At 36.8% G+C, this 19071-nt stretch carries 21 protein-coding genes and 1 pseudogene; 13 read left to right on the top strand and 9 right to left on the bottom strand.

Translation table 11 applies throughout. The features are described from left to right. Positions 1–732 carry a polyprenol monophosphomannose synthase gene (locus ACEN25_RS15350; RefSeq protein ID WP_441803683.1) on the bottom strand — a complete coding sequence of 244 codons (732 nt, stop codon included), beginning with the start codon at positions 730–732 and terminating at the stop codon, positions 1–3. A 107-nt stretch (positions 733–839) separates the two neighbouring features. Here ACEN25_RS15350 and ACEN25_RS15345 point away from each other — a divergent pair, with 107 nt between their 5' ends. Further along, positions 840–1505 carry a DUF4271 domain-containing protein gene (locus tag ACEN25_RS15345; protein WP_441803682.1) on the top strand — a complete coding sequence of 222 codons (666 nt, stop codon included), beginning with the start codon at positions 840–842 and terminating at the stop codon, positions 1503–1505. Positions 1506–1521: 16 nt separating this feature from the next. After that, positions 1522–2271 carry a uroporphyrinogen-III synthase gene (locus tag ACEN25_RS15340; protein WP_441803681.1) on the top strand — a complete coding sequence of 250 codons (750 nt, stop codon included), beginning with the start codon at positions 1522–1524 and terminating at the stop codon, positions 2269–2271. Between the two features lie 67 nt (positions 2272–2338). On the opposite strand, the gene pckA is transcribed toward ACEN25_RS15340, so the two are convergent. Both pckA and ACEN25_RS15330 read right to left on the bottom strand, forming a co-directional pair. Next, positions 2339–3949, bottom strand: a complete 1611-nt coding sequence (gene pckA / locus ACEN25_RS15335; RefSeq protein WP_441803680.1) for a phosphoenolpyruvate carboxykinase (ATP) — start codon at positions 3947–3949, stop codon at positions 2339–2341. A 71-nt stretch (positions 3950–4020) separates the two neighbouring features. Continuing rightward, positions 4021–4407 carry a DUF423 domain-containing protein gene (locus ACEN25_RS15330; RefSeq protein ID WP_441803679.1) on the bottom strand — a complete coding sequence of 129 codons (387 nt, stop codon included), beginning with the start codon at positions 4405–4407 and terminating at the stop codon, positions 4021–4023. Between the two features lie 73 nt (positions 4408–4480). Between ACEN25_RS15330 and ACEN25_RS15325 the strand changes: the two genes are divergently transcribed. Continuing rightward, a complete protein-coding gene (locus ACEN25_RS15325) occupies positions 4481–5845 on the top strand; it encodes a saccharopine dehydrogenase family protein (RefSeq protein WP_441803678.1) in 1365 nt (454 codons plus the stop codon). Between the two features lie 57 nt (positions 5846–5902). Beyond that, positions 5903–6373: an Lrp/AsnC ligand binding domain-containing protein gene (locus tag ACEN25_RS15320; protein ID WP_441803677.1), complete on the top strand. Its 471-nt coding sequence runs from the start codon at positions 5903–5905 to the stop codon at positions 6371–6373. A gap of 125 nt (positions 6374–6498) precedes the next feature. On the opposite strand, the gene ACEN25_RS15315 is transcribed toward ACEN25_RS15320, so the two are convergent. Beyond that, a complete protein-coding gene (locus tag ACEN25_RS15315) occupies positions 6499–7476 on the bottom strand; it encodes a LuxE/PaaK family acyltransferase (RefSeq protein WP_441803676.1) in 978 nt (325 codons plus the stop codon). Positions 7477–7635: 159 nt separating this feature from the next. Between ACEN25_RS15315 and ACEN25_RS15310 the strand changes: the two genes are divergently transcribed. Continuing rightward, positions 7636–8319: a response regulator transcription factor gene (locus ACEN25_RS15310; RefSeq protein WP_441803675.1), complete on the top strand. Its 684-nt coding sequence runs from the start codon at positions 7636–7638 to the stop codon at positions 8317–8319. Beyond that, positions 8319–9404: a sensor histidine kinase gene (locus tag ACEN25_RS15305; protein ID WP_441803674.1), complete on the top strand. Its 1086-nt coding sequence runs from the start codon at positions 8319–8321 to the stop codon at positions 9402–9404. Before ACEN25_RS15310 ends, ACEN25_RS15305 begins: the two co-directional genes overlap by 1 nt. 87 nt (positions 9405–9491) lie before the next feature. On the opposite strand, the pseudogene ACEN25_RS15300 reads toward ACEN25_RS15305, so the two are convergent. Beyond that, a pseudogene (locus tag ACEN25_RS15300) lies at positions 9492–9758 on the bottom strand (glycosyltransferase); the annotation flags it as partial. 902 nt (positions 9759–10660) lie between these two features. Between ACEN25_RS15300 and trmB the strand changes: the two are divergent. The 7 genes from trmB (at position 10661) to ACEN25_RS15265 (ending at position 15308) form a co-directional block, all read left to right on the top strand. Then, positions 10661–11335 (top strand): tRNA (guanosine(46)-N7)-methyltransferase TrmB, encoded by a 675-nt coding sequence (trmB, locus tag ACEN25_RS15295; RefSeq protein WP_441803673.1) that lies wholly within the window; start codon positions 10661–10663, stop codon positions 11333–11335. 6 nt (positions 11336–11341) lie between these two features. After that, entirely contained in the window at positions 11342–11974 is a 633-nt protein-coding gene (locus ACEN25_RS15290; RefSeq protein WP_441803672.1) for a LysE family translocator, read from the top strand. After that, the gene (locus ACEN25_RS15285) at positions 11961–12314 is read left to right on the top strand and encodes an MGMT family protein (RefSeq protein WP_441803671.1); all 354 of its coding nucleotides are present in this window, start codon (positions 11961–11963) and stop codon (positions 12312–12314) included. The genes ACEN25_RS15290 and ACEN25_RS15285 overlap by 14 nt, the downstream gene beginning before the upstream one ends. Before the next feature lie 140 nt (positions 12315–12454). Continuing rightward, positions 12455–13591: an Mrp/NBP35 family ATP-binding protein gene (locus ACEN25_RS15280; protein ID WP_028376816.1), complete on the top strand. Its 1137-nt coding sequence runs from the start codon at positions 12455–12457 to the stop codon at positions 13589–13591. Between the two features lie 3 nt (positions 13592–13594). Then, entirely contained in the window at positions 13595–13837 is a 243-nt protein-coding gene (locus ACEN25_RS15275; RefSeq protein ID WP_028376815.1) for a NifU family protein, read from the top strand. 147 nt (positions 13838–13984) lie between these two features. Further along, positions 13985–14893, top strand: a complete 909-nt coding sequence (locus tag ACEN25_RS15270; RefSeq protein WP_441803670.1) for a hydroxypyruvate isomerase family protein — start codon at positions 13985–13987, stop codon at positions 14891–14893. Between the two features lie 94 nt (positions 14894–14987). Next, positions 14988–15308, top strand: coding sequence for a 2Fe-2S iron-sulfur cluster-binding protein (locus ACEN25_RS15265; protein ID WP_028376813.1), 321 nt, complete (start codon positions 14988–14990; stop codon positions 15306–15308). 52 nt (positions 15309–15360) lie between these two features. Here ACEN25_RS15265 and ACEN25_RS15260 read toward each other — a convergent pair whose 3' ends face one another. The 4 genes from ACEN25_RS15260 to ACEN25_RS15245 all read right to left on the bottom strand — a co-directional run bounded on the left by ACEN25_RS15260 (position 15361) and on the right by ACEN25_RS15245 (position 19065). Next, a complete protein-coding gene (locus ACEN25_RS15260; RefSeq protein WP_441803669.1) occupies positions 15361–16077 on the bottom strand; it encodes an SGNH/GDSL hydrolase family protein in 717 nt (238 codons plus the stop codon). 22 nt (positions 16078–16099) lie between these two features. Then, positions 16100–16996: a metallophosphoesterase gene (locus ACEN25_RS15255; RefSeq protein ID WP_396509715.1), complete on the bottom strand. Its 897-nt coding sequence runs from the start codon at positions 16994–16996 to the stop codon at positions 16100–16102. Between the two features lie 35 nt (positions 16997–17031). Beyond that, positions 17032–17808: a DUF3050 domain-containing protein gene (locus ACEN25_RS15250; protein WP_028376810.1), complete on the bottom strand. Its 777-nt coding sequence runs from the start codon at positions 17806–17808 to the stop codon at positions 17032–17034. 78 nt (positions 17809–17886) lie between these two features. Then, positions 17887–19065 carry an acyl-CoA dehydrogenase family protein gene (locus ACEN25_RS15245; protein ID WP_441803668.1) on the bottom strand — a complete coding sequence of 393 codons (1179 nt, stop codon included), beginning with the start codon at positions 19063–19065 and terminating at the stop codon, positions 17887–17889. Between the last annotated feature and the right edge of the window lie 6 nt (positions 19066–19071).

The following is a 19071-nucleotide window of genomic DNA, read 5'->3' as shown; positions in this document are numbered from 1 at the left end:
CTATATCGCGTATCCTTTAAAAAGACTTTTAATCTTCATTCCTATTACTCCAAAAACGGCTTCACTAAATATCCCTGTACTCATTTTGCTGGTACCCCGTGTTCTGTCTACAAATATCACCGGCACTTCAGAAATCTTAAAACCCAGGAGATGTGCCTTAAATTTCATTTCAATCTGAAAAGCATACCCTACAAATTTAATTTTATCGAGTGTTATCTGCTCTAAAACTTCACGTTTATAACAAATAAAACCAGCTGTTGTATCTGCAATATCGAGCCCAGTTATAAATCGAACATATTTTGAAGCTACATAAGATAATAAAACTCTTCCCATTGGCCAGTTTACAACATTAACTCCTGTTTTATATCTGGAGCCTATAGCAAGATCTGCATTTCCTTTTGCGCAGGCATTGTATAAGCGTATTAAATCATTAGGTGAATGAGAGAAGTCTGCGTCCATCTCAAAAATATAGCTGTATTCTTTACTCAAAGCCCATTTAAAACCTACAATGTATGCAGTGCCTAAACCATTTTTTCCGGGTCTTTCAATTAAGTGTAAGTTGTTTCTAAACTCCTGTTGTAAAGCGGTAACAAGTTGAGCTGTACCATCTGGTGAATTGTCGTCAACTACCAGTACTTCAAATGCACGTTGTTGCGCAAATATATTACGCACTAACTTTTCAATATTCTCTGCTTCGTTATAGGTTGGGATTATGACGAGCGAACCTGCCATCGTATGTAATTTAAGCGCAAATGTAATTATTTTGCACGTTAATTGTCTGCTGCAATCGTCTAAACTCTCTGAATTATATTAATTTTAACCTCTCAATTAACAGCATCGTGCAAGCTCTAGAACGCAGTTTTATTAGTAATGACTGGATTACCATTGTATTTGTTGCATGTCTGGTACTTATAGTACTGGTTAAAGTTGCCTACGAGACTCGTTTTATAGATTTTACAGAGCTACTTGTCAATGAAAAGTATCTTCTTAAGGCCAATAAGGAAATTAAATTTCAAGATCCGTTTAATTTAATACTTTTTGTAGCCCAGCTATTATCGGTGTCTCTCTTTATTCAGATTGCACTTACGCGTTTTGGTATAGCTGTAGAAATAAGTCCGGTTTTATTATATATACGCATCGCATTAGTTTACGTGGTATTTATTGCGCTAAAATTTTTTATTGAGCGCATGATGGGTGTTTTATTTAATGGTGAGCACGTTTTAAGTTCCTACCAATTTCAAAAACTGAGTTACCGAAGCTTTTTTGCGCTGCTTTTATTACCAGTTAATGCGTTGTTTGTCTACGGAATAAACCCTAGTTTGATATTAATAAAAATAATAATCGGAGTTTTTGTTTTATTCAATTTAATCAGTCTTTTCAATACGTTGCGTAAATATGAAAAGTTGATTTATTTCAATCTCTTTTATTTTATTTTGTACCTTTGCGCACTTGAAATTGCACCCTACTTCATTTTATATAAGGTGTTTAGTATGGGAGTTAATTAAACAAATTTGAATGTCTATGAAAGTGAAGACTATTTTGGTATCACAACCAGAGCCAAAAGTTGAGAATTCCCCCTATTTTGAACTGCAAGAGAAGAAGCGTGTTAAAGTTGATTTTGTGCCTTTTATCCACGTAGAGGGTGTGTCTGGGAAGGAAGTTAGGCATCAAAAAATCGACCTGAATAAATACACGGCAATTATCTTAACAAGTCGTAATGCTGTCGATAATTTCTTCAGAATCGCCGATGAGATGCGTTTTAAAGTTCCAGATTCGTTAAAATATTTCTGTCAAAGTGAAGCTGTTGCGTATTATCTTCAGAAATATGTGGTTTACCGTAAGCGTAAAATTTATGTGGGTAAACGTACGTTTACTGAAATGTCAACGATTTTAAAAAAGTATAAAACAGAGAAGTTTTTATTGCCTTCTTCAGATGTTTTAAAGCCTGAAGTTCCTGCGGTTCTTAATGATTTAAAGCTTACCTGGGATAGAGGTATTTTCTATCGTACAGTTGTAAGTGATTTATCACATTTAAAAAATGTGACTTATGATGTATTGGTATTTTTTAGCCCTAGCGGAATAAAATCTCTTTTTGAGAATTTTCCAGACTTTAAGCAAAACGATACGCGTATTGCTGTCTTTGGTAATTCAACCGTTAAGGCTGTTGAAGATGCTGGTCTTAAAGTAGATATTATGGCGCCAACTCCAGAAACACCGTCTATGACTATGGCTCTTGAGAAATACATTGATGATGTAAATAGTAAAAAGTAGTTTTCTACTTTAACTCATAAAAAAAGGCTCCTTTAAGGAGCCTTTTTAAGTGATTGTATTTTAAGATTTATCCTAAAGGTGGCTGCCCAGCCATAATCTCATCACTTGCAAATGCCTCAAACTTTTTAAAGTTTTCTTTGAATGCTGCGGCAAGCTTAAAAGCAGTCTTGTAATACGCATCTTCATTATCCCAGGACTGTCGTGGGCTCAAAATATAATTAGGAATTTCCGGGCAGGTACGCGGTTGTGCAAGGCCAAAAACAGAGTGTATGTGATAGTTCTCATAATTTAATGGGCCTAAATCACCGTTTAATGCTGCATTTATCATAGTACGGGTATATTTTAAAGGCATACGCTCCCCTACACCGTAAGATCCGCCTGTCCAGCCTGTATTTACCAGCCATACGTTTACATTGGCAGCTTTCATTTTTTCGCTTAACATTTCGGCATAACGTGTTGGGTGCAAAGGCATAAATGGTGCTCCAAAACAAGCCGAAAATGAAGGTATAGGTTCTTGAACACCGGCTTCTGTACCTGCAACTTTAGCGGTATAGCCACTAATAAAATGATAGGCTGCCTGACCAGGTGTTAGTTTTGAAATGGGAGGTAACACCCCAAACGCATCTGCTGTTAAGAAGAAAATATTTTTAGGGGTAGTCCCTGTCGAAGGATTTTGAATGTTTTTTATGTGGTGTATGGGGTAGCTTACACGCGTGTTTTGGGTAATTGATGTGTCTTCAAAATCTACAGAGTTGTCATCATTTAAAACCACATTTTCTAAAAGAGCACCTTTTTTAATTGCATTAAAAATATCTGGCTCTTGTTCTTTAGAAAGGTTGATCACTTTTGCATAGCAGCCTCCTTCAAAATTAAAAATAGAATTATCTGCAGACCAGCCATGCTCATCATCTCCTATTAGTTTTCGTTTGGGATCTGCACTTAATGTTGTTTTACCGGTTCCTGATAAACCAAAGAATAATGCAGTTTGCCCATCTGCTCCCACATTTGCAGAACAGTGCATAGGAAGTGCATTTTTTTCGGTAGGTAGTAAGAAATTGAGAACTGAAAATATCCCTTTTTTAATTTCACCGGTATAACCAGTTCCGCCTATTAAGATTATTCTTTCTTTAAAATTTACAATAGCAAAATTTTCCTGCCGTGTACCGTCTAACTCTGGATTTGCTTTAAAGCCAGGAGCATTTATAATGAGCCAATCTTCTTTAAAATTTTCAAGTTCTTGCTCGTTAGGGCGCAAAAACATATTGTATGCAAAGAGATTAGACCAGGGATGCTCATTAATGACACGTATGCCTAAACGAAATCGCGTATCTGCACAAGCAAACGCATCGCGCACATATAAGTTTCGATCAGATAAATAGGTTGTCATTTTTTCCTTAAGATGACTAAATTTTTGACTGTCAAACGGGATGTTGATATCTCCCCACCAGACATCGTCACGAGTAATTTCATCAATTACAATAAAACGATCTTTAGGTGATCTTCCGGTAAATTTGCCTGTTTCTATAGCCAGGGCACCTGTAGCGGTTTCTTGACCCTGACCCAGATCTACACTAATAGATTGAAGCTCTTCCGGTTCTAATTGATAATAAGTTGTGGCATTTTTGATTCCGTATTTTGATAACGCAATCGTTTTCGTTAATAGGGCGCTTGAAGCCATAAAATTGAATTTTTAGTAAATACGTGGCAAAATTAAGTCTTTATTTTCGCAAATAATTTAATTTTAACTAATTATTTTGCAGATTTGATAAGGGTGTAACAGATGCAAATCCAGGCAGATATAAGTAGTGCTCCTCCTATGGGTGTTATCCAACCTATAGCAGAAATATCTATTCCGGTAAGGGGTTTTGAGGTTATCAAGTAAATTGAGCCGCTAAAAAGTAGAACGCCGCTAATCACAAAATAGAAAACAGTTTTTAGTGCTTTTAAATTTAAGGGTAAAAAACTACCGGCAATAAGTAATAAAAAAGAATGATACATTTGATAACGTACTCCTGTTTCAAAAGAATTTATAGCTTCAGTACTTAGACTTTCCTTAAGCCCGTGAGCACCAAATGCTCCTAAGATCACAGCTGTTAAACCTAAAATTGAACCGGTAATAAGAATTTTTCTTTTCATTAGAACTTTTTTTAAGCGCTATCAAATGACTAATTTTCTAGTAACTCAACGCAGGCAAAATTAAAACATTATTATGCGAAAAATCTTAATTATAGGTGCCGGAAAATCTACTGCGCAATTAATTCAATATCTTTTAGATAAGGCAGAAATACAACAACTACAACTAATTGTAGCAGATCAAATTCTAGAAAATGCCGCTCGTTTAATAAAGAATACATCTTACGCCGAAGCGATAGCATTAAACATCTTAGATGCTCAAGCCCGCCAACAACAAATCGCATCTGTAGATATTGTTGTTAGCATGTTGCCTGCACACCTACATTATACCGTTGCCAAAGACTGTTTGACATTGAGCAAAAGCCTGGTTACCGCCTCATATATAAGTGATGAGATGTTGCAGTTAGATGAAGCTGTGAAAGCAAAAGGCTTAATCTTTATGAATGAAATAGGTCTTGACCCCGGCATTGATCACATGAGTGCCATGCGGGTTATAGATCGAATACGAGACCAGGGAGGAAAGATTGTACTGTTTGAATCATTTTGCGGGGGTTTGCTCGCTCCTGATAGCGATACGAATTTGTGGAATTATAAGTTTACCTGGAATCCTAGAAATGTTGTGCTGGCAGGGCAGGGTGGTGTTGCAGAATTTATTCAGGAAGGAACCTATAAATACATACCTTATCACCGTCTTTTTAGACGTACCGAATTTCTGGATGTTGAAGGTCACGGTCGCTTTGAGGCATACGCAAATCGCAACTCTTTAAAATACCGAAGCATTTACGGTCTTGAAGATGTGCTTACTTTATATAGAGGCACGATGCGTCGAGTAGGTTTTTCTAGAGCCTGGAATTTATTTGTGCAGCTAGGTATGACCGATGACAGTTATACATTACAAGATACAGAGCATATGAGTTATAGGGAATTTACAAATCTGTTTTTGCCCTATTCTCCTACAGACTCAGTCCAATTAAAATTAAGACACATGCTCAAAATAGATCAGGATGATTTGTTGTGGGATAAATTATTAGAACTCGACCTGTTTAATGGTTCAAAATTACTGCGACTTAAAAACGCTACTCCTGCGCAATGCTTGCAACGTATACTTGAAGATAAATGGACTTTAGAAGAAACCGATAAGGATATGATTGTGATGTATCACAAGTTTGGGTATGAATTAAACGGAGCGCAAAAGCAAATAGACGCTACCATGGTGAGTGTAGGTGAGAATCAAACCTATACCGCAATGGCAAAAACTGTAGGGTTGCCTGTAGCTATAGCAACATTAAAAATTTTAAATAAAGAAATTACACAGCCTGGAGTGCAACTTCCAGTTACTAGAGCGGTTTATGAGCCTATTTTAAAAGAATTAGAAAACTACGGTATTGTATTTAGAGAATATGAAGTTCCCTATTTAGGTTATAATCCGCATCACTTATAATGGCAGTTGGTTTACTAATATAAGTAGAAGTAGTACTTTAGTTACAAATAGCGCTTTATGAAAATTGTAAATGAACAGATCGCAATTGACGGAATTGATAAAATTATTTTGCGACAACTTATGGAGGATGCCCGAAAACCTATTTTAGAGATTGCACGGCAGGTAGGTATTTCTGGTGCGGCAATTCATCAACGTCTTAGAAAACTAGAAAAGTCAGGATTAATAGCAGGTTCTCGTTTTATTGTAGACCCTAAGGTTTTAGGCTATAATACTATGGCCTTTGTGGGTATTTATTTAGACAGGGCGATGAGTAATCCTAAAGCGGTAAAGCAACTTGAGGAAATCCCTGAGGTTATAGAATGTCATTACACAACAGGAAACTGGTCTGTTTTTATTAAAATTCTCTGTAAAAACAATGAGCATTTGATGCATTTGCTCAATAAGAAAATACAGGCTATTGAAGGCGTTTCCCGTACCGAGACCTTTATTTCTTTAAATCAGCAAATAGAGCGACAAATACAAATTTAAGCATAAAAAACCCGGCACTTTAAAAGCTTAAAGTATCCGGGTTTTTCAACTTAACTAACCAATCAATTATGAACGATTATATAGTCGCTTATACGTTAGTTAGCTTACACATTTTTTTTATTTTTTTAAAATACCATTAGATTGCATCCGCGAATGTCGGAGGTGTCAAAACGGCCTAATATCTCAAACCGATTTTCGTCAATTTTTTTACCTAAATCTTGAGTTGCTATAAACGGGCAGGAGTTGTGATTGGCGAGATCTATAACATTTATTCCGCCTGTAGTTCCCGGTTTTACAAGTTGCAGCGCGTCTTCTGTATCCCGCATAAAAACCTGAAGCCAGGGTGGTGTGGTGAAGATCCCGTTTCCGTTTGAATAGCCCTGCGATAATAATTCGGTCATACCGTATTCACTGTGAATTTCATTAACACCAAAACCTTCCTTTAAGATCTGATGAAGCTCTTCGCGTATAAGTTCTTTCCGCCTGCCTTTCATACCGCCTGTTTCCATAATTATAGTAGAATTCAGGTTAAACCTGAACGCTTCAACTAAATCTAATAAAGCAAACGATACACCTATTAGTAACACTTTTTTTCCTTCGGCATCAAGACGTTTTAATTTTTCACTAAGTGCTGCGTGGTCATTTAAATAAAAACCACTGTCTGGTTGATTGCTGTCTTTAATGAGTTGATCTACCATTAAAATTAATGAAGATCCATCACGCTCCAGATAGGAGGGTAATAATGCGAGTATGGTATATTCTTTAACGTTTCCATAATGTATCCTAAAGCTTTCGCGAAAACTTTTTATGTATAAATCAAGATCTGTAACGTGATGTTTGCTGGTTATACTTCCTGTAGTGCCACTGCTTGTAAATGTAGTTTGAACGGGATCTGCAGAGGCCAACACATTAAATTGTTTAAAGAACTGAATGGGTAAAAACGGAATTTCTTCAACTGTATTAATCATCTCGGGATCAACCTGTAAATGATCGCAAAACCTACGGTAAACCGGGTTAAATTGCCACTGATGTTTAAAAGATTGTAGTGCCATATCTTTAAACTGTGACGTACTGGATATATCAAAAATTGCGTTAGGATGCATACCATAAATTAGGATTGTAAAGGTATTTAAAATGAAAGTCTCTTTTCCTATATATTAGCAATAAGCTGCTCAACTTTATCTAAATGTTACCAATGTAAATAGCAATGCTGTGCCAAGATTTAAACCTTATCTTTACGATTACATTAAATCTTTATACGCATGAAGAAAAAGGAAATTAAAATTTTGCTCGTTGATGATGAGCCAGATATCCTGGAGATTGTAGGGTATAATCTTAGTAATGAAGGTTATCAGGTTATAACTGCAGAAAACGGTAAAGAAGGTGTTAAGATGGCTAAAAAGCACAATCCACATCTTATTATCTTAGATGTTATGATGCCCGAGATGGATGGTATCGAGGCATGTGAGCAAATACGTAAACTTCCTGAACATACAGAAACCATAATCACGTTTTTAACTGCACGAGGCGAAGATTATTCTCAAGTTGCAGGCTACGATGCCGGTGCAGACGATTACATTACAAAACCTATAAAGCCTAAAGTTTTAGTAAGTAAAGTAAAAGCCCTGCTGCGAAGACTTAAAGAGGAAGAAGAGGGAGATGCGCTTGTTAAAGTAGGAGATCTTATTATAAATCGGGAAGAATATAAAATTATCAAAGACAAGAAAGAACTGGTGCTTCCCAGAAAAGAATTTGAATTGTTATCGCTATTAGCTTCAAAGCCCGGTAAGGTGTTTAAACGAGAAGATATTCTTGATAAAGTGTGGGGCAATGAGGTTGTTGTAGGGGGTAGAACTATAGATGTTCATATTAGAAAGCTACGTGAAAAAATAGGAGATAAACGATTTAAAACCATAAAAGGTGTAGGTTATAAATTTGTTGTTTAATGTCTGCTAATTTTAAAAAATCATATCGCTTTGCAGGTTTTTCAGCCTTTTATATAACTGTTTTCTTAACGCTCTTTGTGGGCGTTTTTTTCTATACTGAAGGACGGTTAAGTGTTGCCTGGCTTATTAGTTTTTTTTGCCTTAGTTTTTGTTTTTCGTTTGTTATTCTTCAGGTTCGGGTTGAAAAGTTTATTTATAAACGGGTAAAAAAAATATATGATGACGTGTCGCTACTTGATGTTACCACATTAAGAAGAGGGCAGGTTACAACAGATATGGGAACGCTTACTAAAGAAGTAGAGCGCTTTGCAGCCAGTAAAAAATTAGAAATTGAATCGTTAAAAATACGGGAAGAGTACAGAAAGGAGTTTATGGGTAATGTGGCTCATGAACTCAAAACACCTCTTTTTACCACTCAGGGTTATATACATACCTTGCTTGATGGGGCGATGAAAGATAAAACGGTACGCAAAAAGTATCTTAAGCGTGCAGCAGCAGCCGTAGAGCGTCTAGTTTATTTAGTAAGTGATCTTGATATGATCTCAAAGTTAGAGGTGGGAGATCTCAATTTACGCTATGAGTATTTTGATATGGTTGAGCTTGTAAAAAACACGTTTGACTTACTAGAGATGAAAGCTGCTAAAAAGAATATTACACTGGCCTATGATATGCCTTACAATGGTCCTATAATGGTAAATGCAGACCGGGAGCGCATACAGCAATTACTTACTAACCTTATTGTAAATTCTATTAAATATGGGAAGCAAGACGGTACTACTGAAGTCTCCATAGAAAATTTAATACAAAACAAAGTAATTGTTCGGGTAACCGATAATGGTGAAGGTATTGCCTCAGAACATATCCCGCGCTTATTTGAGCGTTTTTACCGTGTAGATAAAAGTGGGTCACGTCGCGAAGGCGGTTCTGGTTTAGGTCTTTCTATCGTCAAGCACATTATTGAAGCCCATGACGAAAAGATTTATATAGAAAGTGATTTTGGAGTGGGGTCTGAGTTTTCTTTTACCCTCGAAAAGGCCGAAGAGCTTCCGGAAACTACCCTCTTCAAGGACCCATTGATTGGATAATCTATTAAAGCCGCTATAGACTTTCACTTTACTTAAGTCTTTAATTCTAAATTTTTCCTGTTCAGAATAGGGCACTATCCCGGCTTTCTGAAAACGTTTTGCCAGATATTCCTGTTCTGTTTGGCCGGGAGTAGGTATAAAAAAAGCCTTTTTACCTAGCTTTACTAAATCCATTACTGTAGTATAGCCAGATCTGCTTATTATAAGATCGCTAGAGCACAAGGCACACTGCAAATCTGCAGACTCCATATAGTTTACAATCTTCATATGGTCTTTTACATAACTCGTTTGCGTTTCTTCAATTACTCCACGTACAAATAAGACCTGACCTTTATAGTGCTTTAGTTCATGCATTAATATTTCTTCGAGCTCGGTGCGCTGAGGTTCGGGACCACTTAGCAAAACCATAACATCGTAAATAGATTTGTGTTCTTCTGCTTTTAGGCGTGATAAAGCACCTATATATTTTACCGGGATCGTGTAGTTTATAGGATGTCCTAATTTTCCGCTAAGATTAGGTTCTTTTTCAAAATCTGGAACCCAGCATTCATCAAAACGTTTAATATAATTACGGTGCATCGCAGATGTAAGCTTTGTTGTTTTTCCGCTTAATACCTGCAATTGATGCGTGATAAATACGGTAGGAATATCTGCGTGATACAGACCTAATCTGTTGTCAGAAATAACACCGTCAATAGTTTTCAGCTTTACCAGGTTCTTTAACTGTTCCCGCTCTTTGCGAATAGCCGCTAAAACTTTTGGACTGCGCAATAACATTTTCCACTTAAAATGTTTGCCGTTTTTTGCATATTCAATTTTATAAGAAGGCAGTTCTATAGCTCTTAACTGCGGAAACTCTTTTTTGAGCAACTCTAACGCCTGACCATCACTTGCAACTATAACCTCAAACCCCTCAAATAGAAGCTCGCGTATTATAGGCACGCATCGCGTTGCATGACCCAAACCCCAGTTTAGAGGCGCTACAAGTATAGTTTTTAATTTTTGCACATTACAAAATTGAGACAAGTCTCAAACACAAATGTTTCCGATAGATTATTAAACTATTAAACCTACTAAGTTTTTTCTATTATTTACAGATTATACGCCAGGTTTAAATTATTGAAAATTAAGGGTTTAAAAATATTAAGATATGTTATTTCTATGTTATCTGGTATTTCAATCTCAATAAAGCAGGTACTATTACAAGAGTACTCGTATCTTTGGCGCGTAATTTTTTAATCAATTAGAGACCTGGTTTGGGAAGTAAAAATAAATTAAGACGTTTTCGCGAGAATGAAACATTTAGTAATGTCGTACAGCCTGAGCGAAAAGACCTTACAGATCAGGAGTTTCCTTTAAAAGGAAACTGGAATCGCGATTTTTTTAAAAAGGATCAGCCTATCGTCCTTGAATTGGGTTGTGGAAAGGGTGAGTATACCGTAGGGCTTGCAAAACGCTTTCCAGAGAAAAATTTTTTAGGAATAGATATAAAAGGTGCTCGCTTCTGGAGAGGTGCAAAAACTGCCCTGGAAGAAGGAATTACTAATGCAGGTTTTATGCGTACTCAAATTGAGTTGGTAGATAAAGCATTTGCAGAAAATGAGGTGTCTGAAATATGGATTACATTTCCTGATCCTCAAATAAAATACAAGCGTACTAAACACCGCATGACTAATCCACATTTTTTAGAACGCTATAAAACGGTATTAAAGCCTGAAGGTTTGATGCATTTAAAAACCGATAGCGAGTATATGCATGGCTACACTTTAGGCCTGCTTGAAGGTTTAGGTCACGAGATTTTATATGCACACCATAATATTTATATAAATCACGATGCTCCAAAAGAAGTGGTTGAGATACAGACTTTTTATGAAAAACAGTATCTTGAAATAGGAAAACCTATAACATATATTAAATTTAGGATCAACTAAAGGCTTTTGGAAATAACAAAACTATTCTTTATTACTTATTTTGCTGCGTTTCTTGGGGTTTTACCTCCGGGTTTAGTAAACATGTCTGTCGCTAAAACCTGTGTTCACAGAGGTAAACGTAATGGAATGTTAGTAGCTTTAGGGGCATCTATAATAGTATTAGTCCAGGCTTTTGTTGCCATTCTTCTTGCCCGCTATATTTTTAGCCATCCTATTGTGCGTAATACGTTATTGCGTACAGGTATTGTAATATTTGGTCTGCTTGCTGTCTATTTTTTTATCGCAGCAAAAAAGAATAAAGTTAAAGAGGTAGAAATACCTAAACATTCAGGTAGAAAAAGTTTTGCAAAAGGGATGCTGGTCGCACTTATTAATGTTCTTCCTATACCTTATTTCTGTGCTTTAAGTGCCGCTTTTAATGTGACTAGCTCTATAAATAATGGCTTAGTAGAAGTATTACTTTTTGTACTTGCTGCAGCTTCAGGCACATTTACAGCCCTTTATATTTATGTTGTAGGGTTTAACAGAATTCAAAATGAACCCCGCAACTTCGCTAAATATTCTAACTACTTTATGGCTGCGTTAATGGTCGTATTGGTAGCGCTCACCCTTATACGCATGTTATATGCCAAAACCTGAAACTCTTGGTTTTTATCAGCAGGTATATGCGGTTGTACGTCAAATTCCGTATGGGAAAGTAACCTCCTATGGGGCAATTGCAAAATTCCTGGGTGCTGCAGGTAGTGCTCGTATGGTGGGTTATGCCATGAACGGTTGTGCTAAACTTGAAGATGTTCCTGCGCATCGTGTACTTAATAGAAATGGTCTGCTTACCGGGAAGCACCATTTTCCGGGAACCAATTTAATGCAACAGCTCTTAGAAAGTGAAGGGCATGTAGTGATAAATGACCAACTACAAGATTTTAAAAAACATCTTTGGGATCCTGTAAAAGAACTGGGTTTTGAGCGTAATGATTAGCGTAATTTTTCGGCTAAGATTCAAGGCTAGATAACATCTCATAATAGAACTAATCAATAAAGAGATAGGTAATAACTCTTTCGATTTCTGAAGTTTTCAGCCTATATTTGTATTTTTAGAATCAATCTAAGTAAGTTAACGTGAAGTTAGAAAAACAAGCAATATACGATGCACTGAAAACCATTAGTGCGCCTGGTGAGGGAGAAGATATGGTAACAAGTGGTGCGGTAACAAATGTTGTCACTTTTGGCGATGAAGTTATCGTAGATATTACAATTACCAACCCTAGTTTACAAGCAAAAAAGAAGACCGAAGTTGAGATCATGAAAGTGATACATGCAGAAGTGCATATGAAAGCTCAGGTAAAGGTGAATGTGCGTGTTAATGCTCCAGAAAAGCAGGCTAAAAACGAAATTAAAGGAAAACCTATTCCAGGTATTCAAAATATAATTGCTGTAGCTTCTGGTAAAGGAGGTGTAGGTAAATCTACAATTACCGCAAATCTTGCCGTAAGTCTATCAAAAATGGGCTTTAAAGTGGGTATACTTGATGCAGATATTTACGGGCCTTCTATACCTATAATGTTTGATGTTCAGGATGCTAAGCCGCTATCTGTTAAAGTAGATGGTAAGCAAAAAATGCAACCTGTAGAAAGTTATGGTGTAAAAATTCTTTCGATAGGATTTTTTACTAAGCCAGATCAGGCTGTAGTTTGGCGAGGACCTATGGCTTCTAAGGCCTTAAATCAAATGATTTTTGATGCAGCCTGGGGTGAACTTGATTTCTTATTAGTAGATCTACCTCCGGGAACAGGAGATATTCACTTAAGTATTGTACAGGCGATGCCGTTGACAGGAGCTGTAGTAGTAAGTACACCACAAAATGTTGCTTTAGCAGATGCTAAAAAAGGAGTTGCAATGTTTCAGCAGGAGAGTATCAATGTACCGGTTTTAGGTATTGTAGAAAATATGGCGTGGTTTACTCCAGAAGAGTTACCAGACAATAAGTATTATATATTTGGTAAAGACGGCGCGCGTAATCTTGCAGAAGATTTAGGCGTACGCTTACTGGCTCAAATTCCATTAGTACAAAGTATACGTGAAGCAGGAGATGTAGGTCATCCTGCAGCATTGCAAAATGATACTATTTTAGCAGCGTCTTTTGAAAGCATGATGCGTAATACAGTAGAAGAATTAGTGAAGCGTAATGATGATTTACCACCTACCGAAGCGGTAAAAATCACTACAATGGCCGGCTGTTCTGCCGTTAAAAAATAGATTATGACAGATTTAGAATTAAAAGGTAAAGTTGAAGATGCGTTAGAAGAAATCAGACCTTTTTTACAAAGTGACGGTGGTGATATTGCATTATTAAGTATTGAAGATGGTACTACAGTTAAAGTTCAACTTGAAGGTGCTTGTGTGGGTTGTAGTGTAAACCAAATGACTCTCAAAAGTGGTGTAGAGATGACTATTAAAAAACACGCGCCTCAAATTCAGAATGTTATTAATGTAGTCGCGTAGTATCTATTTAAGAAATAGTTTATAAAAGCAGTTTTGTTCCTATCAAAACTGCTTTTTTTTTGCTTAAGAATTATTTTTATAAGCGTAAAATGTACATTTTATAAAGTAAATGATTAGTTTTAATTAAATTACAAACGTCAATATATTATGAGCCATTCTAACGGTCGCAGAAACGCTTTAAAAAACATCGCACTTACAACCTCTGGTATAAGTCTAGGATTAACCGCTTTAAGCTGCAAAGATTCGCCAAATAGTTCAGAGGCAACCATTGCCACAACAGAAGATGATTCTTTAAAAGGAAATGTAAACCATTCTGCATGTTACTGGTGCTATGGCTCAATGCCTTTAGATGAGTTCGCTAAAAGTGCAGCTGGTTTAGGTTTAAAAGGAATTGATTTATTGAAACCTGAAGAGTGGGAGGTTGCTGAAAAATATGGATTAAAGTGTGCTGTTGCCACAGATACATTTGCTAATATACAAGACGGTTTTAATGATAAAAACAATCACGCATCCCTTCAGGAGCAGTACAGTGTTTTAATTGATAAAGCTTCGGCACAAGGCATAAAAAATGTAATTGTGTTTTCAGGAAACAGACGTGAGCTTTCTGAAGATGAAGGCCTCGTAAACTGTGCCGAAGGTCTGGCTCCTTTAGTAAAACAAGCCGAAGAAAAAAATGTGGTCCTAATTATGGAATTATTAAACAGTAAAATAGACCATAAAGATTACCAATGTGATCATACTCCCTGGGGTGTAAAGCTATGTGAACTTATAGGGTCTGAAAATTTTAAACTTTTATACGATATCTATCATATGCAAATTATGGAGGGTGATGTTATACGTACGATAAAAGATTATCATTCCTATATCGCGCACTACCATACGGGTGGTGTACCGGGTCGTCACGAGATTAATGATGGTCAGGAGCTAAACTATCCTGCCATAATTAAAGCTATTTTAGAAACAGGATATACAGGATATGTGGCTCAGGAATTTATTCCTACTTATGATGATAAAATAGCAGCCTTAAGAGAAGGTATAAAAATTTGTGATGTTTAGTAGACTTCTTATATAATCCTATTCTTTTAGTAGGTTTTGAAGGTGGTCTAAAGCTGTTTTTTACTAATTTAGCACCCTCTTAAGAAAAGCAGATATGCAGGATATAACAATCACAGTAATTGACCGGGAAGGTGTAGCACATGCGCTTGAAGCACCTACAGATATGAATCTTAATTTAATGGAAGTGTGCAAAATGTACGAGCTTCCTGTTGAAGGTACCTGCGGCGGAATGGCTATGTGTGCTTCTTGTCAATGTTACATCGTATCTGACCATAAATTGAATGAGATGGGCTATGATGAGGAGGCAATGCTTTCTGAAGCCTTTTATGTAGAAGATAACAGTCGTCTGGGTTGTCAAATTCCTATTACGCCAGATTTAAACGGATTAGAAGTCAAGTTAGCACCTGAGAGTTAAAATAAGCTCTAAAAATTAAAATAAAGCCTTAATGATTTCATTCGTTAAGGCTTTATTTATGTAGTATATTTTCTACTAATGGCACTAGACGCTCTACAAATAAAGCATAAGCATTTTTAGAAGGGTGTAAACCATCAGAAGCAACCAGATTGGGCTGAGATAAGCCTTCTCTGGTAATATCTGTGATATCTAAAAAGACCACTCCATTAGCTTCAGAAAGCTCTTTTGCATAAGTATTGTATCGATCTATTTCACTTGAAATTTCTTCCGGATTTTTATAATTTAAACTGAATGGTGTGTACGCATAATCGGGTATTGAGATAACAACAACGCGTGCTGCATCTCCTTGAGCTAGTTGTATTGCAGTTTCTAAAAGAGTTTTGAAGTCTTTTTGATATTCAGAAAATACGATTCCCTGATATTGATTATTTACACCTATTAAAAGGGTGACAAGATCAAAATTAGGATTGAGATTCTCACGGGCTATGGCAGATATAAGATTATCTGTACGCCAACCTGTACGGGCAATTATAGTGGTTTCTAAACCGCTACTTGCGGTGGTCTCAAATCTATTTTTGAGTTGTATTGGAAACTTACAGTTATCGCAAACGCTTTCTCCTATAGTATAACTATCTCCTAAGGCGAGATAGGAATAAGATTGTTCGAAAGAAGTATTGGTTTCTTTTTCTAATTCTGCCGAAGCGCTGCAGCTGGTCGCAATAATTATAATTAAAACGAGATATGCGTACTTAAATAGAAATGTGTTCATATTAGATATACGCTGTGCCCGGCTATTCGGTTTTATAATCAATAAGCTTTTGTGGTCCTTCTAATAAAACTCGTACAATTTTAAGTACACCATCATCTGTAGTTGCAATTTGCCATTTTATAAGTGAGATGGCTCCATTTTCAATTTCTAAACCGGTTATACTTCTGGGATGTACACAGCTGCCATCATTAAAATAGGCAATATCGCCGGGTTCGGGAAAGCGTGGTCTATGTGTGTGACCGGTTATTGTGAATTGGTTATTTCGTTCTGTAATCCACTTTTTAGTCTTGCGTTCTACCTTAATAAGTTCTAAGTAGTTTTTTGCAGGGCTGGTGGGGTCAGAAATTCCGGCTCCTTGCAACGGTCTCCACAATACACGTACTAAAAACCGATTGAATTGCCAGCCTACATAATTCATCCAATCTGCCTGATGACCATGACATAAAAATAGCTCTTGGCCGGTTTGTGCATGTTTTAATATTAGCGCTTCGTGAACTTGTATTCCCGGAAATAGCGGTTGTTGGGTATTTGTTTTTCGATCGAAAAAACTATGGAGATTTTTCTCAACCTGACTTTTATTTTTATAAATCATGTCGTGATTTCCCCATAGTAAATGCAATCTCTTATCATTGTAAAACAATTGCATCAAACCATAAATATTTTTATGGGATTCAAACAGCGTACTGAAGTTTAGATTTTCCCAGAGTTCATCACCATCACCTAATTCGCAATATGTAAAATCATTTTGATAGTATTGCTTTAAGGCGTGATAGTAAATATTGCGGTTGTTAGCAAAATCGTCTGCACCGCTATTGTCACCTCGGTGGCAATCACTAAATAGAATAAATTTACTGGAGTCGTCAAAAGTTACGACAGGAGCATTTTTAAAAGCCTTATCGAATCTGGAGATAAATGACATAGATTATCTTTTAACTAAAGATACACTATGCTTCTTTATGCTGTGATTTTAGAAACTATTTCCTGATCAATTCCATTCCAAAGCACGCAACGTTTTTTAAGAGCAGTTACAGCAGTTTGTTTTACTTCTTCCCATTTTACAGGGTCATCTCCGCATAATTCTGAAACCATTTGTAAGGCCATAGGCCCGTGCTCATCACCATCTAACTCGATGTGACGGTCAAAGTAATATTTAAACAGAGTAAGATCTTCCATAGGGAAATTTTGCTGTATGTTTTCAATTATTTTTGTAAACATACTGGGTATAAGATCTTCTCTGCCAAAGGTAAAAGCAGCTGCAATCTTATGTGCTTTACCTTCAGAAATAGTTTCAAATGTAAATCGTAGAAATTCTTTTACAGTTTCTGGGATTTCACTCACTGCTATTACCAAAAAAATATCTGTGCCGTGGGTGATATGACTTAAAAAAGAATTTATTTTTTCGGTGGAAGCTTCTGACTTTGCCATCGCGTCAAGGTACATTTCAAAATGACTTTGACGTTTTCCATCAGGATTTAAATCTGTTTCTTCAGCTAAAACTATCTCATTAATTAGATAGCGTATTTCAGGATTTCCTAAAGGATACCAGGGTGTAGAAACCTTAGTTAAATCAAACTGAAGGGCTTTTAGTAATGACATAAAATCCCAGACAGCAAAAACGTGATGTTGCATAAAAGCTTTTAAATCTGCCGGAGTACGTAAATTTTTATACAAACGGTGATTTAATAACTGGTCTTGATACGGGGCGATCGCCTTATTCACATCCTCAATCATACTCTGTATTTTCTCGCAAAACTAGTAAACTATTAAGACTATAGCTTAATTTAAACCTTGATATTATTTATAGTACTATTATTTAAATGCATTTAAACCCGTGATATCCATACCGGTTATAAGTAAATGAATGTCGTGTGTACCCTCATAGGTTACCACGCTCTCTAAATTCATCATATGTCTCATAATACTATACTCTCCCGAGATACCCATGCCTCCTAAAATCTGGCGTGCATCACGTGCAATTTTAAGAGCCATATCGACATTGTTTCTTTTTGCCATAGAGATTTGCGCAGAAGTAGCTTTGCCTTCATTGCGCAATGTTCCTAAACGCCACGCCAGTAATTGAGCTTTTGTAATTTCAGTAATCATTTCTGCGAGTTTTTTCTGCTGAAGTTGAAAAGAACCAATAGGCTTTCCAAATTGATGACGTTCTTTTGCATAGCGCAGTGCAGTATCATAACAATCCATAGCTGCGCCAATGACCCCCCAGGCAATTCCAAAGCGAGCCGAATCTAAGCACATAAGCGGTGCACCCAACCCAGATTTATTGGGTAGTAGATTTTCTTTAGGCACTTTTACATTGTCAAATATCAGTTCGCCTGTTGCGCTAGCGCGCAACGACCATTTATTATGTGTTTCTGGAGTTGAAAACCCTTCCATTCCGCGTTCTACGATAAGACCGTAAATACGTCCTTCTTCGCTTTTTGCCCAGACTACAGCGATGTCTGCAAAAGGGGAATTGGATATCCACATTTTTGCACCATTTAATAAATAGTGATCCCCTTTGTCTTTAAAGTTAGTCACCATACCGCCAGGGTTAGAGCCGTGATCGGGCTCCGTAAGGCCAAAACATCCCATATATTCGCCACTGGCTAACTTCGGAAGGTATTTTTGACGCTGTTCTTCATTCCCAAATTTAAAAATGGGATACATAACCAGCGATGATTGTACAGAAGCCGTAGAGCGAACCCCGCTGTCACCGCGTTCTATTTCCTGCATAATAAGTCCGTACGAAATTTGATCTAGTCCTGCGCCGCCATATTCTTCAGGAATGTAGGGGCCAAAAGCCCCAATATCTGCAAGGCCTTTTATTATTTGTTTTGGGAATTCAGCCTTTTGTGCCGCCTCTTCAATTATGGGCGATACATCGCGCTTCACCCAATCCCTTGCTGCTGTGCGTACAAGTTTTTGTTCTTCAGTTAGCAGGTCATCTAAATTGTAGTAATCTGGAGACTCAAAAAGATCTGGTTTCATAATTGT

This window comes from Leeuwenhoekiella sp. W20_SRS_FM14 (genome assembly GCF_052119605.1).
Lineage (GTDB): Bacteria > Bacteroidota > Bacteroidia > Flavobacteriales > Flavobacteriaceae > Leeuwenhoekiella.
Note: the sequence above shows the minus strand (reverse complement) of the source record. Positions and strands in the feature narration are given on the sequence as shown.